Annotated in this window: 16 protein-coding genes and 1 tRNA gene; 1 reads left to right on the top strand and 16 read right to left on the bottom strand. The window is 61.0% G+C overall.

All coding sequences use genetic code 11. The features are described 5' to 3' along the window. Window positions 1-16: 16 nt before the first annotated feature. From nuoL to tpiA, 15 genes are all read right to left on the bottom strand, one after another. A complete protein-coding gene (nuoL, locus tag ASD07_RS23095; RefSeq protein WP_055935683.1) occupies window positions 17-2,065 on the bottom strand; it encodes an NADH-quinone oxidoreductase subunit L in 2,049 nt (682 codons plus the stop codon). Between the two features lie 32 nt (window positions 2,066-2,097). Next, window positions 2,098-2,406 carry an NADH-quinone oxidoreductase subunit NuoK gene (nuoK, locus tag ASD07_RS23090; protein WP_028104269.1) on the bottom strand — a complete coding sequence of 103 codons (309 nt, stop codon included), beginning with the start codon at window positions 2,404-2,406 and terminating at the stop codon, window positions 2,098-2,100. Beyond that, window positions 2,403-3,035, bottom strand: coding sequence for an NADH-quinone oxidoreductase subunit J (locus ASD07_RS23085; protein ID WP_055935680.1), 633 nt, complete (start codon window positions 3,033-3,035; stop codon window positions 2,403-2,405). Before ASD07_RS23085 ends, nuoK begins: the two co-directional genes overlap by 4 nt. A 17-nt stretch (window positions 3,036-3,052) precedes the next feature. After that, entirely contained in the window at window positions 3,053-3,541 is a 489-nt protein-coding gene (gene nuoI / locus ASD07_RS23080) for an NADH-quinone oxidoreductase subunit NuoI (protein WP_028104271.1), read from the bottom strand. A gap of 15 nt (window positions 3,542-3,556) precedes the next feature. After that, window positions 3,557-4,639: an NADH-quinone oxidoreductase subunit NuoH gene (gene nuoH, locus ASD07_RS23075; protein ID WP_055935677.1), complete on the bottom strand. Its 1,083-nt coding sequence runs from the start codon at window positions 4,637-4,639 to the stop codon at window positions 3,557-3,559. Continuing rightward, window positions 4,639-6,969, bottom strand: coding sequence for an NADH-quinone oxidoreductase subunit NuoG (nuoG, locus tag ASD07_RS23070; RefSeq protein WP_055935673.1), 2,331 nt, complete (start codon window positions 6,967-6,969; stop codon window positions 4,639-4,641). Before nuoG ends, nuoH begins: the two co-directional genes overlap by 1 nt. A 12-nt stretch (window positions 6,970-6,981) precedes the next feature. Then, a complete protein-coding gene (gene nuoF, locus ASD07_RS23065) occupies window positions 6,982-8,280 on the bottom strand; it encodes an NADH-quinone oxidoreductase subunit NuoF (protein WP_055935670.1) in 1,299 nt (432 codons plus the stop codon). Next, entirely contained in the window at window positions 8,277-8,768 is a 492-nt protein-coding gene (gene nuoE / locus ASD07_RS23060) for an NADH-quinone oxidoreductase subunit NuoE (protein ID WP_055935667.1), read from the bottom strand. Before nuoE ends, nuoF begins: the two co-directional genes overlap by 4 nt. Before the next feature lie 9 nt (window positions 8,769-8,777). Beyond that, on the bottom strand, window positions 8,778-10,031 hold the full coding sequence (locus ASD07_RS23055) for an NADH-quinone oxidoreductase subunit D (RefSeq protein WP_055935664.1): 1,254 nt from the start codon (window positions 10,029-10,031) through the stop codon (window positions 8,778-8,780). A gap of 3 nt (window positions 10,032-10,034) precedes the next feature. Beyond that, window positions 10,035-10,625, bottom strand: coding sequence for an NADH-quinone oxidoreductase subunit C (locus tag ASD07_RS23050; RefSeq protein WP_055935661.1), 591 nt, complete (start codon window positions 10,623-10,625; stop codon window positions 10,035-10,037). A gap of 6 nt (window positions 10,626-10,631) precedes the next feature. Next, window positions 10,632-11,108: an NADH-quinone oxidoreductase subunit B family protein gene (locus ASD07_RS23045; RefSeq protein WP_028104278.1), complete on the bottom strand. Its 477-nt coding sequence runs from the start codon at window positions 11,106-11,108 to the stop codon at window positions 10,632-10,634. Window positions 11,109-11,111: 3 nt separating this feature from the next. Beyond that, window positions 11,112-11,471 (bottom strand): NADH-quinone oxidoreductase subunit A, encoded by a 360-nt coding sequence (locus ASD07_RS23040; RefSeq protein ID WP_028104279.1) that lies wholly within the window; start codon window positions 11,469-11,471, stop codon window positions 11,112-11,114. Between the two features lie 142 nt (window positions 11,472-11,613). After that, window positions 11,614-11,698: transfer RNA gene (locus ASD07_RS23035), tRNA-Leu, on the bottom strand. Between the two features lie 95 nt (window positions 11,699-11,793). Further along, window positions 11,794-12,252, bottom strand: coding sequence for a preprotein translocase subunit SecG (gene secG, locus ASD07_RS23030; protein WP_055935658.1), 459 nt, complete (start codon window positions 12,250-12,252; stop codon window positions 11,794-11,796). A 30-nt stretch (window positions 12,253-12,282) separates the two neighbouring features. After that, a complete protein-coding gene (gene tpiA / locus ASD07_RS23025; RefSeq protein WP_055935655.1) occupies window positions 12,283-13,029 on the bottom strand; it encodes a triose-phosphate isomerase in 747 nt (248 codons plus the stop codon). Between the two features lie 75 nt (window positions 13,030-13,104). Between tpiA and ASD07_RS23020 the strand changes: the two genes are divergently transcribed. Then, window positions 13,105-13,494, top strand: a complete 390-nt coding sequence (locus ASD07_RS23020; RefSeq protein WP_055935652.1) for a hypothetical protein — start codon at window positions 13,105-13,107, stop codon at window positions 13,492-13,494. Window positions 13,495-13,500: 6 nt separating this feature from the next. Here the strand turns inward: ASD07_RS23020 and ASD07_RS23015 are convergent, their stop codons facing one another. Beyond that, window positions 13,501-14,481, bottom strand: coding sequence for an NAD(P)H-quinone oxidoreductase (locus ASD07_RS23015; protein WP_055936399.1), 981 nt, complete (start codon window positions 14,479-14,481; stop codon window positions 13,501-13,503). Between the last annotated feature and the right edge of the window lie 15 nt (window positions 14,482-14,496).

Below are 14,496 nucleotides of genomic sequence, written 5' to 3'. Positions count from 1 at the left end.
TCTTTTGCGTCAGCTGTTAAGCGTGCCAAAACGGCAGGAAGTACACCAGGAAGCCCAGGATACCGATGATCATCACGAAGGCGTAGTGATAGATGTAGCCGGTCTGGAACACCTTGGTGATGCTGGAGAACCAGCCCACCATCTTCGCCGAACCGTTCACCAGCAGGCCATCGATGATGGCGCGGTCGCCCGCTGCCCACAGGCCCTCGCCCAGCAGGCGTGCGCCCTTGGCGAAGACAGCCTCGTTGAACTTGTCCATGTAGTACTTGTTATCCAGCAGGGTGTGCAGGAACTTGAACTTCGCGTAGAACCAGGCAGGGACCTTTGGATTGACCATGTAGCAGTAGTAAGCCGAAGCCACGCCTGCAATCGCCAGCCACAGTGGCAGGGTCATGACCGAATGCAGCGCCATCTCGGCCCAGCCGGTGAAGTGGTGGTGCAGCGCTTCCATCGCGCCGTGGTTCTCGCCGACGAAGATCACGTCCTTGAAGAAATCACCGAACAGCATCGGCTTGATCGCGATCGCGCCGATAACGACGGACGGGATGGCCAGCAGGATCAGCGGCAGGGTCACTACCAGGCCTGGCGAATGCGGCTTCTCGCCTGGAGCCAGGCCATGGTGGCCGTGGTCGTCCTCTTCGGCTTCGTCAGCGTGGTGCGAATCGTGGTCGTGGTGGTGTTCCTTGCCGAAGTTCTCCGGGCCGTGGAACACGACGAAGTACATACGGAAGGAATAGAACGCGGTCACGAACACGCCGGCCAGCACGGCGAAGTTGGCAAAGCCAGCGCCCGGCAGGTGGGTGGCATGCACCGCTTCGATGATCATGTCCTTCGAGTAGAAGCCGGAGAAGAACGGGGTACCGATCAGCGCCAGGGAGCCCAGCAGCGAGGTAATCCAGATGATCTTCAGGTACTTCTTCAGGCCGCCCATATTGCGGATGTCCTGGTCGTGGTGCATCGCCATGATGACAGCGCCGGCGCCCAGGAACAGCAGTGCCTTGAAGAACGCGTGGGTCATCAGGTGGAACACCGCTACCGAGTAGGCGGAGGCGCCCAGCGCCACGGTCATGTAGCCCAGCTGCGACAGGGTCGAGTAAGCAACCACGCGCTTGATGTCGTTCTGGATGATGCCCATGAAGCCCATGAACAGCGCGGTAATCGAGCCGATTACCAGGATGAACGACAGTGCGGCGTCCGACATTTCGAACAGCGGCGACATGCGGGTCACCATGAAGATACCGGCGGTAACCATGGTTGCCGCGTGAATCAGTGCCGAGATCGGGGTCGGGCCTTCCATCGAGTCAGGCAGCCAGACGTGCAGCGGGAACTGCGCCGACTTGCCCATGGCGCCGATGAACAGGCAGATACAGGCCACCGAGATCAGCGCCCAGCCGAAGCCTGGCAGGGTGCCGTTGACCAGCACGTCCTTCCTGGCGAACACTTCCTGGTAGTCCATGGAACCGGTGTAAGCCAGGATCAGGCCAATGCCCAGGATGAAGCCGAAGTCGCCCACACGGTTGACCAGGAAGGCCTTCATGTTGGCAAAGATCGCGGTCGGGCGGGTGTACCAGAAACCGATCAGCAGGTAGGACACCAGGCCCACAGCTTCCCAGCCGAAGAACAGCTGCAGGAAGTTGTTCGACATCACCAGCATCAGCATCGAGAAGGTGAACAGCGAGATGTAGGAGAAGAAGCGGTTGTAGCCTTCGTCTTCAGCCATGTAGCCGATGGTGTAGATGTGAACCATCAGCGACACGAAGGTCACCACGTTCATCATCATTGCCGTCAGCGCGTCGATCTGGAAACCGACGGCCAGCTTGACGCTGCCCACGGTCATCCAGCGGTAGATGTCGCCGTTGAAGGTGGCGCCATCCATCACCTGCAGCAGGGTCTGGAACGAGATCAGGAAAGCGATCAGCACGCCCAGGATGGTCGCGCTATGCGACACCTTGCGGCCGACGACATTGCCGAAGAACTTGGTGCCCAGCAGGCCCGCGATTGCGGAACCTGCCAATGGCGCCAGCGGAACGGCCAGAAGGAGGGTTGGGTTAAGTTGCCCCGTCATGATTTACCTTATCTATTTTTCGAGGTTTTAACTTAGCCTTTGAGGCTGTCCAGGTCTTCCACGTTGATGGTGTCCAGGTTACGGAACATCACCACCAGGATCGCAAGGCCGATTGCCGATTCGGCAGCCGCCACGGTCAGGATGAAGAAGACGAAGATCTGCCCGGCCGCGTCGCCCAGGTAGTGCGAGAACGCGATGAAGTTCATGTTCACTGCCAGCAGCATCAGTTCGATGGCCATCAGCAGGACGATGACGTTCTTGCGGTTCAGGAAAATACCGACGATCGAGATCGCGAACAGGATCGCGCCCAGGACCAGGTAATGAGCCAGGGATAAAGTCATGGTGCCTCCTTCGTTTCCGCAGCTGCGACCGGAGCGTGGACGACAGCGTCCATCTTCACGATCTTCAGGCGGTCATTGCGCTTGACGCGGACGGCGACGCCCGGGTCGATAGCCTTGGTGTCTTTGCGCTTGCGCAGGGTCAGGGCGACGGCGGCAACGATTGCCACCAGCAGCACCACCGCCGCGATTTCAAACGCGTAGACGTACTCGGTGTAGATCTTCAGGCCCAGCGCCTTGGTCTGGCCGATGCTGTTGGCCGCCTCAGGCACAGCGGTGCCGGTGGACGGGAACGAGCGCCAGATCACGGCAGCCATTTCCAGCACGATCACGCCGCCGACGATGGAAGCGATCGGCAGGTAATTCCAGAAGCCCGCGCGCAGCTTGTCCATGTCGATGTCGATCATCATGACGACGAACAGGAACAGGACCATGACGGCGCCGACGTACACCAGCACCAGCACGATGGACAGGAATTCCGCTTTCAGCAGCATCCAGATGCCGGCCGCCTGGAAGAAGGCCAGCACCAGGAACAGCGCTGCTTGCACCGGGTTGCGGGCGGTAATCACGCGCAGCGATGCCAGCACCAGGATGGCAGCGAACACGTAGAACAAAATAGAAGTGAAGTTCATTTTATTAGCCTCGGCGATCAGCGGTACTTGGCATCAGCCGCGCGGTTAGCCGCGATTTCCGCTTCGTAGCGGTCGCCTACGGCCAGCAGCATCTCTTTGGTGTAGTACAGGTCACCGCGTTTTTCGCCGTGGTATTCCAGTACGTGCGTCTCGACAATCGAGTCCACCGGGCAGGATTCTTCGCAGAAGCCGCAGAAGATGCACTTGGTCAGGTCGATGTCGTAGCGCGTGGTACGGCGGCTGCCGTCGTCACGCTGCTCCGACTCGATGGTGATCGCCATCGCCGGGCAAACTGCTTCGCACAGTTTGCAGGCGATGCAGCGCTCTTCGCCGTTCGGGTAGCGGCGCAGGGCGTGCAGGCCGCGGAAACGCGGCGAGATCGGGGTTTTCTCTTCAGGGAACTGGACGGTGATCTTCTTGGCAAACATGTATTTGCCAGTCAGCGCCATCCCCTTGAACAGTTCGGTCAGCAAGAAGCTGCCGAAGAAATCTTTCAATCGGTCCATTCTGTATTCGCTCTCTTACTTCCAAATATTCCAGGAGGTCTGCATCCACGTCGCCACGAACACCAGGTATGCCAGGGTCAGCGGGATGAACACTTTCCAGCCCAAACGCATGATCTGGTCATAGCGGTAACGCGGGAAGGTGCCGCGCGTCCAGATGAACAGCGATACGATGAAGAAGGTCTTGATGAACAGCCAGAAGAAGCCGCCGAACACGCCGCCGAATTCCAGCGCTGCGATCGGGGCGGACCAGCCACCCAGGAACATGATCGACGCCAGCAGCGAGATCAGGATCATGTTGGCGTATTCCGCCAGGAAGAACATGGCGTAAGCCATGCCGCCGTATTCGACCATGTGGCCGCCGACAATCTCGGATTCGCCTTCCACCACGTCGAACGGGTGACGGTTGCATTCGGCCAGGCCGGACACCAGGTACACGACGAAGATCGGCAGCAGCGGCAGCCAGTTCCACGACAGCAGGTTCAGGCCCATGGATGCCATGGTGCCCTTCTGCTGGCCGGCCACGATTTCCGACAGGTTCAGCGACCCGGAAACCATCAGCACGATCACCAGGGCGAAGCCCATGGCGATTTCGTAGGACACCATCTGCGCCGATGCGCGCATCGCGCCCATGAAGGAGTACTTCGAGTTGGCGGACCAGCCGGCGATGATGATGCCGTACACCTCCATCGAGGCGATTGCCATGATCAGCAGCAGGCCGGCGTTGACGTCGGCCAGGGCAGCGCCCGGGGCGAACGGCACCACCGCCCAGCAAGCCAGAGCCGGCATGATGGTCATCACAGGACCGATGAAGAACAGGGACTTGTTCGACTTGGTCGGGACGATGATCTCTTTGAACAGCAGTTTCAGTGCGTCGGCGATCGGCTGCAGCAGGCCGTTCGGGCCCACGCGGTTCGGGCCGATACGGATCTGGATCCAGCCGAGGAGCTTACGCTCCCACAGGGTCAGGTAGGCGACCAGGCCCATCAGGGGCAGGGTCACGCACAGGATCTTGGCCATGGTCCAGACGAACGGCCAGAAGGTGCCGAGGTTGGCCTCGCCCATTACCTTAATCGAATCAATCATTTCTGGCAGAGCCATTATTTGCCCTCCCCTGCTTTAGCAACGGTGATGTCACCGAACATCGCGCCCAGCATCGAAGTCGATGCATGGGCGGCGGACACGCGCACCACGTTCGCTGGCAGGCCGGCGTCGATGGTGGCTTCCAGGATCGCAAAGCCGGAGCCCTGCTTGACTTCAACCTTGTCGCCGGCCTTCACGCCGATCTGCTGCGCGGTGGCAGTAGACAGGTAGGCTTTAGGCGCGGCAGCGTCGCTAGTCGCCTGCAGCGGGCCGGAGCGGCGCGCCATGGCGTCAGCGAAGTAGATCGGCACGTCGGCCAGGCGCTGCAAGCCGGTTGCCGTGAACGGCACGCCGGCAACTGCAGCCTTGCGCGACACGTTCGACAGCTTGGCGGACAGGTCGGAGGCGCCCTTTTCGAACAGTTCGTCGCGGATCGATTCCGAAGTTTCGTAGTCGAAACCGCCCAGGCCCAGGATGTTGCCCAGGACGCGCAGCACTTTCCAGGCCGGACGGGCATCGCCCATCGGCTTGACGGTGCCGTTGAAGGACTGCAGGCGGCCTTCGGCGTTGACGAAGGAACCGGAAGTCTCGGCAAACGGAGCGACCGGCAGCAGCACGTCGGCATAGTCCATGCCATGCTTGAAGGCCGACATCACGACCACCATGTCGGCGGCGTTCAGCGCGGTCTTGGCAGCCTGCGGGTTGGCAGCGTCCAGTTCCGGCTCGGCGTTCAGCAGCACGTAGGCTTTCTTCTGCACGGCGAAGGCTGGAGCAGCGTTCTTCGCGGTGGCGCCAACCAGGTAGCCGCCAACGGTGTTGGCAGCTTCGGTCAGGTAGCCCAGCTTGGCGCCGGTCTGTTCCGCGATCCACTGCGCGGCAGCGTGCAGCTTCGACGCTTGCGGATGCGCCACTGCGGCGTTACCCAGGAAGACCGCCTTGCGCTCGCCGCCGATCAGCGATTCGGCGACGGCATCGGCTGCCGCGGAAGCGACAATACCTTCGAAGCCGGCCGGAGCGGCCACGCCCTTGGCTTTCGCCACGGCGGCAACCACGCCGGACAGCGCGGCCAGCCAGTCGGTCGGCGCAGCGATGATCTTGTTGGCGGTGGTGATCAGGTTTTCGTCGTTCGAGCCATGCAGCACGGAGAGCTTGCCGCCGGCTTTCACGGCCGCACGGATGCGGGTTGCGAACAGCGGATGGTCCTTGCGCAGGAAGGAACCGATCACGAACACGCGTTGCAGGGTGCTCAGTTCAGCGATCGGCATGCCCAGCCACGGCTTCACTTCGCCGTCCAGCGCGAAGTCGGACTGGCGCAGGCGGAAGTCGACGTTCTCCGAACCTACGCCGTGCATCAGCTTCTTCAGCAGGGTCAGCTCTTCCACGGTCGAATGCGCGGTCGCGTATGCGGCCAGCGAGTCGGCGCCGTGTTCATGCTTGATGTTCTTCAGGCCGTGCGCCACGTACTCCAGCGCGACCTGCCATTCAACTTCTTTCCATTCGCCGCCCTGCTTCAGCATTGGCTTGGCCAGGCGCTCGGCGCTTTCCAGCGCTTCGTAGGAGTAGCGGTCCTTGTCGGAAATCCAGCATTCGTTGACGTCGTCGTTTTCGAATGGCAGCACGCGCTTCACGGAGCCCTGCTTCACTTGCACGATCAGGTTGGCGCCGGTGGAGTCGTGCGGGGAGACCGATTTGCGGCGCGACAATTCCCAGGTACGGGCGCTGTAGCGGAACGGACGCGAGGTCAGCGCGCCGACCGGGCACAGGTCGATCATATTGCCCGACATTTCGGAGCTCACCGCTTCGCCCACGAAGGTGGTGATCTCGGAATGCTCGCCGCGGCCCAGCATGCCCAGCTCCATCACGCCGGCCACTTCCTGGCCAAAGCGCACGCAGCGGGTGCAGTGGATGCAGCGCGACATTTCTTCCATCGCCACCAGCGCGCTGCCGGCCTTCGGCGGCACCACGCGCTTCTCTTCTTCGTAGCGGGACTCCATCTTGCCGTAACCTACGGCCAAGTCCTGCAGCTGGCACTCACCGCCCTGGTCGCAGATCGGGCAATCCAGCGGGTGGTTAATCAGCAGGAATTCCATCACCGACTTCTGTGCTTGCACAGCCTTGTCGGAGGCGGACTTCACAATCATGCCAGCCGATACCGGCGTGGCGCATGCTGGCAAAGGCTTGGGCGCCTTCTCAACTTCGACCAGGCACATACGGCAGTTTGCAGCGATCGACAATTTCTTGTGATAGCAGAAGTGCGGGATGTAGGTACCCAGCTTGTTGGCGGCGTCCATCACCATGCTACCCGCAGGGACTTCTACCTTTTTGCCGTCAATTTCGATTTCAACCATGATAATCGCAGCTTAGTAAGCCGATACAGGCACCAGACAGTGCTTGTGTTCGACGTGATATTCAAATTCTTCGCGGAACTGCTTGACGAAGGCGCGGACCGGCATAGCGGCAGCATCGCCCAGCGCGCAGATAGTGCGGCCCTGGATGTTGTCGGCGATGGAATTCAGCATGTCCAGGTCCGAAGGACGGCCCTGGCCGTTCTCGATACGGTGGATCATGCGGTACATCCAGCCGGTGCCTTCACGGCACGGGGTGCACTGGCCGCACGACTCTTCAAAGTAGAAGTAGGACAGGCGTTCCAGGGCTTTCACCATGCAGCGCGTCTCGTCCATCACGATCACGGCGCCCGAACCCAGCATGGAGCCGGCTTTGGCGATCGAATCGTAATCGAGGTCGGTCTGCATCATGATCTCGCCGCGGATCACCGGAGCGGACGAACCGCCAGGGATCACGGCCTTGATCTTCTTGCCGCCGCGCATACCGCCGGCCAGTTCCATCAGCTTGGCAAACGGCGTGCCGAGCGGGACTTCGTAGTTGCCTGGACGCTCAACGTCGCCCGAGATCGAGAAGATCTTGGTGCCGCCGTTGTTAGGCTTGCCCAGGCCGAGGTAGTTTTCGGCGCCGATGTTCAGGATGAACGGAACGGCCGCGAAAGTCTCGGTGTTGTTGATGGTGGTCGGCTTGCCGTACAGGCCGAACGACGCCGGGAAAGGCGGCTTGAAGCGCGGCTGGCCTTTCTTGCCTTCCAGCGATTCCAGCAGCGCGGTTTCTTCGCCGCAGATGTAGGCACCGTAGCCATGGTGGGCGTGCAGCTGGAAGCTGAAGTCCGAACCCATGATCTTGTCGCCCAGGAAGCCGGCGGCACGCGCCTCTTCCAGCGCTTCTTCAAAGCGCAGGTAGTCCTGGAAGATCTCGCCGTGGATGTAGTTGTAGCCCACGGTGATGCCCATCGCGTAGGCGCCGATGGCCATGCCTTCGATCAGCGAATGCGGATTGTAGCGAATGATGTCGCGGTCCTTGAACGTACCCGGTTCGCCTTCGTCGGTGTTGCAGACGAGGTATTTCTGGCCAGGGAACTGGCGCGGCATGAAGGACCATTTCAGGCCGGTCGGGAAACCCGCACCGCCGCGGCCGCGCAGGCCGGAGGTCTTCAAATCGGCGATGATCGCTTCCGGCGCGATCTTCTCTTCGATGATGCGGCGCAGCGCGGAGTAACCACCGCGTTTGACGTAGTCGGCCAGGCGCCAGTTGTCGCCGTTCAGATCCTTCAGGATCAGCGGATTGATGTGTCGATCGTGCAGGGAGGTCATTCCGCCACTCCGTGGTTCAGCTCATTTATCAATGAGTCCAGTTTGTCGTTGCTCATGTGGGAACACATGCGGTGGTTATTGACCAGCAGTACCGGTGCGTCGCCGCAGGCGCCCATGCACTCCCCTTCCATCAGCGTGAACGCACCGTCTTCGGTGGTGCCGCGGAAGTCGATGCCCAGTTTGGCCTTCAGGTGCTCGGCAGCTTTCACGCCGCCCGACAGTGCGCAAGGCAGGTTGGTGCACACGGTGATCTTGTGCTTGCCGACCGGCTTCAGGTTGTACATATTGTAGAAAGTCGCAACTTCCTGCACGGCGATGGCCGGCATGCGGATGTAGTCCGCGATTTCCTTCATGGTTTCTGGCGACAGCCAGCCCAGTTCAACCTGGGCGTGGGCCAGCGAGGCCATCACGGCCGACTGGCGCTGGTCGGCCGGATACTTGGCCAACTCGCGGTCGATTTTTTTATAGCATTCTTGGGATAACAGCATTTCTTGCCCTTAGCGGTCGATTTCACCGAAAACGATGTCCTGGGTACCGATGATGGTCACGGCGTCGGCGATCATGTGGCCGCGCGACATTTCGTCCAGCCCCTGCAGGTGGGCAAAGCCCGGTGCACGGATCTTCATACGGTATGGCTTGTTGGCGCCATCGGAGATCAGGTAGATGCCGAATTCGCCTTTCGGGTGTTCCACCGCGCTGTACGCTTCGCCCGGCGGCACGTGGAAGCCTTCGGTGAACAGCTTGAAGTGGTGGATCAGCGATTCCATATTGGTCTTCATGTCCACGCGGTTAGGCGGAGCGACCTTGCGGTTGCTGGTCATGACAGGACCCGGATTGGCTTTCAGCCATGCGACGCACTGTTTGATGATCTTGTTCGACTGGCGCATCTCTTCGATACGCACCAGGTAGCGGTCGTAGCAGTCGCCGTTGGTGCCGATCGGGATGTCGAAGTCCATCTTGTCATAGACTTCGTACGGCTGCTTCTTGCGCACGTCCCAGGCGATGCCCGAGCCGCGCAGCATGGCGCCGGTGAAGCCCATGGCCTTCGCATCTTCCGGCGACACCACGCCCACGCCGACGGTACGCTGTTTCCAGATACGGTTGTCGGTCAGCAGGGTCTCGTATTCGTCGACATAGGTCGGGAAGCGCTTGGTGAAGTCTTCCACGAAGTCCAGCAGGGAACCCTGGCGGTTTTCGTTACGCTCGGCCAGCGCTTTCGCGTTGCGGATCAGCGATGCCTTGTACTGCGGCATCGAGTCCGGCAGGTCGCGATACACGCCGCCCGGGCGGTAGTAGGCCGCGTGCATACGCGCGCCGGAAACGGCTTCGTAGCAGTCCATCAGGTCTTCGCGGTCGCGGAAAGCGTACAGGAACGGGCCCATTGCGCCCACGTCCAGCGCGTGCGCGCCCAGCCACAGCAGGTGGTTCAGCAGGCGGGTGATTTCGTCGAACATCACGCGGATGTACTGCGCGCGCACCGGCACTTCCAGGCCCAGCAGCTTCTCGATCGCCATCACGTAGGCGTGCTCGTTGGACATCATGGACACGTAGTCCAGGCGATCCATGTAAGGCACGGATTGCAGGTAGGTCTTCTGTTCGGCCAGCTTTTCGGTAGCGCGGTGCAGCAGGCCGATATGCGGATCGGCGCGCTGGATCACTTCACCGTCCAGCTCCAGCACCAGGCGCAGCACGCCGTGCGCTGCAGGGTGCTGCGGACCAAAGTTCAGGGTGTAATTCTTAATTTCAGCCATTTCTTACTTCCCGTAGTTTTCTTCGCGGATCACGCGCGGCACGTTTTCGCGCGGCTCGATGGTCACAGGCTGATAGACAACGCGCTTCTGTTCCTGGTCATAGCGCATTTCAACGTAGCCCGACACTGGGAAGTCCTTGCGGAATGGGTGGCCGATGAAACCATAGTCGGTCAGGATGCGGCGCAGGTCGTTGTGGCCTTCGAAAATAATGCCGAACAGGTCGAACGCTTCGCGCTCGAACCAGTTGGCGGCGCGCCAGATCGTGGTCACGGAGGCCACGATAGGCAAGTCTTCGTCCGACGCGAACACGCGCACGCGCAGGCGCCAGTTTTTTTCCACGGACAGCAGGTGGGTCACGGCTGCGAAGCGCAGGCCGTCCCAGGTGCCTTCACCGTAGGTCGAGTAGTCAACGCCGCACAAGTCGATCAGCGTATCAAAACGCAAAGCTGCGTCGTCGCGCAGCTCTTGCATTACCTGGTAGTAGTCCCCAGATTTGACTGTAATCGTCACTTCGCCCAGCGCGATGACGATGGAGGCCCGCTCGCCCAGCTTTTGCTCGAGGGCGGAGACCAGTGTTTGCAGATGTGTGTTCATAAGGTCTTACCGCGCGATCGTGTTGGTCTTCTTGATCTTGTTATGCAGCTGCAGGATGCCGTACAGCAGTGCTTCCGCAGTCGGCGGGCAGCCCGGCACGTACACGTCGACCGGCACGATACGGTCGCAACCGCGCACCACGGAGTACGAGTAGTGGTAGTAGCCGCCGCCGTTGGCGCAGGAACCCATGGAGATCACCCAGCGCGGATCCGGCATCTGGTCGTAGACCTTGCGCAGCGCAGGGGCCATCTTGTTGCACAGGGTGCCTGCCACGATCATCACGTCGGACTGACGTGGCGACGGACGGAACATGAAACCGAAACGCTCCAGGTCGTAACGGGCAGCACCAGCATGCATCATCTCCACTGCACAGCAAGCCAGACCGAACGTCATCGGGTACATCGAACCCGTACGCGCCCAGTTGATTACCGTATCAAAGGTAGTGGTGATGAAGCCTTCGTTAAATACGCCTTCAATAGACATGGCTTATTCCCAATCAAGGGCACCTTTCTTCCAGATATACCAAAAACCGACCACGAATTCGGCGATGAACACCATCATCGTCACGTAACCCTGCCAGCCCAGTTCACGCATGGAGACGCCCCATGGGAAGAAGAATGCAGTTTCAAGGTCGAACAGAATGAACAGAATTGCGACGAGGTAGTAACGCACGTCGAATTTCATGCGCGCGTCTTCGAAAGCTTCGAAGCCGCACTCGAATGGGGAAAGCTTGGCCGCATCAGGCTTGTTCGGGCCAAGGATATGGCCCAGCACTTGCGGGACTACGCCGACACCAATGCCGACGAGAAGGAACAACAGGACGGGGAAGTAATTTTCGAGGTTCACGATGGGTAAGCAGCTTTATTGAAATACGCTCGACCCCAATCACTTAATGCTGAGACCAGGATCAAACGACACATCCTCGTAAAAAAACCAGCTAAGCCACTGAATCTATGATTCAAACGACCTGCTGGCTTTTGATCTTTTTTGGTGCCGACGACGAGACTCGAACTCGTACAGCTTGCGCCACTACCCCCTCAAGATAGCGTGTCTACCAATTTCACCACGTCGGCAATAGGCCGCTATTCTACACTGTGATCGTCGCTTTGTTAATGCACATTGCGCACAATCAAGAAGAAAAACGGCAAAAAGTTCAAAGTTGCCAGTTTTACTTCGCTGGCGAAGCAGCCGGAGCGGCTGCCGCAGGCGCCGAAGCAGCCGGTGCGGATGCAGCTGGAGCCTCAACCGGGGCCGGGGTTGCAGCCGCTGGAGCAGCAGGAGCAGGCGCTGGAGCGGCGGAAGGGATCGCTGCCGCGCCGGCGACTGGCGCAGGTGCCGCTGCTGGAGCCTTGACGTTATCCATCACGCCGGCGCCGGCCGAAACATTGCCCTTGCTGGCCAGGACCGACAGGCCCAGGGTGGCGCCGAAGAAAATCGCCGCCGCCAGTGCGGTCGACTTCGACAGGAAGTTGGAGGAGCCGGAGGCGCCAAACAGGCTGCCGGAAGCGCCCGAGCCGAAGGCCGCGCCCATATCGGCACCCTTGCCATGCTGCAGCAATACCAGGCCGATGATCGCCACGGCGGAAATGACCTGCACTACGATAACCAGATTGAACAAAGAGTTCATGCTATTCCTTAAATAATAAAATTGTCCTGCTTATGCAGCAGCGATGATGGCGAGGAAATCCGCCGCCTTCAGTGCCGCACCGCCAATCAGGCCGCCATCGATATCCGGCTGGGCCAACAATTCCTTGGCGTTGTCCGGCTTCATGCTGCCGCCATACAGGATCTGCATGCCGGCGGCAGACGCCGCATCCTTCTGCGCCACCCGGGCGCGCAGCAGTGCATGCACTTCCTGCGCCATTTCCGGGGTGGCGGTCTTGCCGGTGCCGATCGCCCAGACGGGCTCGTACGCCAGCACAATCTTTGCCAGCTGCCCGGCGCCCAGCACCTCCAGCACGGCATCCAGCTGCTCGCCCACCACATCGGCGGTCTTGCCGGCATCGCGCTGGTCCAGCGTCTCGCCGACGCAAACCACCGGCACCAGGCCGGCGTTCACGGCAGCCAGCGCCTTCTGGGCGACCAGGGCGCTGCTTTCCTTGTGATAGGAGCGGCGCTCGGAGTGACCGACGAGGGCGAATTTGCTGCCGAAATCGAGCAGCATCGCTGCCGAGATCTCGCCCGTGAAGGCGCCCGACGCATGGGCGGACACATCCTGCGAACCCCAGGCAAGCGCGCTGCCGGTGAGTTCAGCCTGACATTGTGCCAGATACGGGGCTGGGACGCAGACCGCGGTATCGGCCTTTGCATCACCCAGGCCAGCCTTGATACCTGCCAACAGGGTAGTGTTGGCGGCAAGGCTGCCGTTCATTTTCCAGTTACCGATGACGAGTTTGCGGCGCATAGTAGCTTAATTTTTAATAACCCGTAATTGTAGCGTGCGCCTTAAAGTCGGGTCAAACGCTAGACTCCGCGCCCTATGAAAAATAATATTTTTGACATCTCTTTCGGCTTTACCCTGGCACTGCCGCTCTCCATTATTGCCGGCGCAATAGCGTTGGCTGCTGACAACGGGTCCGGCAGCCTCGCCCTGCTGGCGACCGTCTGCACCCTGATCCTTGCATGGGCATTACTGGCACAGCTTTGCATGGACCGGCGCCACGGGCCAGGCAAGCGCGAATTTCGCCATTACCTGGTAGGCGCCCTGCTCCTGCTGCCGCTTGCGGCAACCGGGGCCATGTTCGGCATGATCAAGCTGCCGCAGGCCGGCTATGCCGGCGGCATTTATTGGCTCTTGATGAGCATCCTCGCCGCCGCCACGATATTCCTTGGCTGGCTGGCGGCGGCAGTTGCCTCCGCCTTCGATTGACGGGCCTTAAATTACCTGCAGCATGATCTTGCCCACATGGTTGCTGCTCTCCATCAGCGCATGCGCCTTGGCGGCCTGCTCCAGCGGGAAGCTCTCATAAATGACAGGCTTGATATCGCCTGCCTCGATCAGCGGCCAGGCTTTTTCGCGCAGCTGGCGCGCGATGGCGCCCTTGAAGGCGACCGAGCGCGGACGCAGCGTGGAGCCGGTAATGGTCAGGCGGCGCTTCAGCACCTGCCCCATGTCCAGCGTGCCCTTGGCACCGCCCAGCAGCGCGATGATGGCAATGCGGCCATCATCGGCCAGGCAACTGATCTCGCGCGGCAGGTAGTCGCCGCCCACCATGTCGAGGATCACGTCGACGCCGGTATCGCCGGTCAGTTCGCGCACTACCGCCGCGAAATCCTCGGTGCGGTAATTGATGCCGCGCGCCGCCCCCAGCGCTTCGCACGCCCGCGCCTTCTCATCGCTGCCCGCCGTGGCGAACACGCGGTGGCCAAGCGCCCGCGCGAGCTGGATCGCCGTCACGCCAATGCCCGAGGTCCCGCCCTGCACCAGCAGGGTCTCGCCCCGGCCCAGCCCGGCGCGGTCGAAGACGTTGCTCCAGACGGTGAAGAAAGTCTCCGGCAGCGAGGCTGCCTCCAGCGGCGACAGGCCGCGCGGCACCGGCAGCACCTGCTCCACGGGAGCCGTCACGTATTCCGCGTAGCCGCCGCCCTGCACCAGGGCGCACACCATGTCGCCGATCTTGAATCCGCTGGCAGCCAGGTCGCCATCGACGATCTCCCCCGCCACTTCCAGGCCTGGGATATCGGTGGCGCCAGGCGGCGGCGCGTAGCTGCCCATGCGCTGGAACACGTCCGGCCGGTTGATGCCGGCCGCGTGCACGCGGATGCGCAGCTCGCCCTCCTTCGCCACCGGCAGCGGGCGCTCGCACAAACGCAGCACATCGGCCGCGCCGGGTTTCTGGATTTCGATCGCACGCATCATGGCATCACCTCC

Source organism: Duganella sp. Root336D2 (genome assembly GCF_001425005.1).
Lineage (GTDB): Bacteria > Pseudomonadota > Gammaproteobacteria > Burkholderiales > Burkholderiaceae_D > Rugamonas.
The sequence above is the reverse complement of the archived record's forward strand: the minus strand, read 5'-3'. Positions and strand labels throughout refer to the sequence as shown.

Coding starts and splice junctions, on each gene's coding strand:
- nuoL (WP_055935683.1), bottom strand. CDS start 2,065: ATGACGGGGCAACTTAACCCAACCCTCCTTCTGGCCGTTCCGCTGGCG.
- nuoK (WP_028104269.1), bottom strand. CDS start 2,406: ATGACTTTATCCCTGGCTCATTACCTGGTCCTGGGCGCGATCCTGTTC.
- ASD07_RS23085 (WP_055935680.1), bottom strand. CDS start 3,035: ATGAACTTCACTTCTATTTTGTTCTACGTGTTCGCTGCCATCCTGGTG.
- nuoI (WP_028104271.1), bottom strand. CDS start 3,541: ATGGACCGATTGAAAGATTTCTTCGGCAGCTTCTTGCTGACCGAACTG.
- nuoH (WP_055935677.1), bottom strand. CDS start 4,639: ATGGCTCTGCCAGAAATGATTGATTCGATTAAGGTAATGGGCGAGGCC.
- nuoG (WP_055935673.1), bottom strand. CDS start 6,969: ATGGTTGAAATCGAAATTGACGGCAAAAAGGTAGAAGTCCCTGCGGGT.
- nuoF (WP_055935670.1), bottom strand. CDS start 8,280: ATGACCTCCCTGCACGATCGACACATCAATCCGCTGATCCTGAAGGAT.
- nuoE (WP_055935667.1), bottom strand. CDS start 8,768: ATGCTGTTATCCCAAGAATGCTATAAAAAAATCGACCGCGAGTTGGCC.
- ASD07_RS23055 (WP_055935664.1), bottom strand. CDS start 10,031: ATGGCTGAAATTAAGAATTACACCCTGAACTTTGGTCCGCAGCACCCT.
- ASD07_RS23050 (WP_055935661.1), bottom strand. CDS start 10,625: ATGAACACACATCTGCAAACACTGGTCTCCGCCCTCGAGCAAAAGCTG.
- ASD07_RS23045 (WP_028104278.1), bottom strand. CDS start 11,108: ATGTCTATTGAAGGCGTATTTAACGAAGGCTTCATCACCACTACCTTT.
- secG (WP_055935658.1), bottom strand. CDS start 12,252: ATGAACTCTTTGTTCAATCTGGTTATCGTAGTGCAGGTCATTTCCGCC.
- tpiA (WP_055935655.1), bottom strand. CDS start 13,029: ATGCGCCGCAAACTCGTCATCGGTAACTGGAAAATGAACGGCAGCCTT.
- ASD07_RS23020 (WP_055935652.1), top strand. CDS start 13,105: ATGAAAAATAATATTTTTGACATCTCTTTCGGCTTTACCCTGGCACTG.
- ASD07_RS23015 (WP_055936399.1), bottom strand. CDS start 14,481: ATGCGTGCGATCGAAATCCAGAAACCCGGCGCGGCCGATGTGCTGCGT.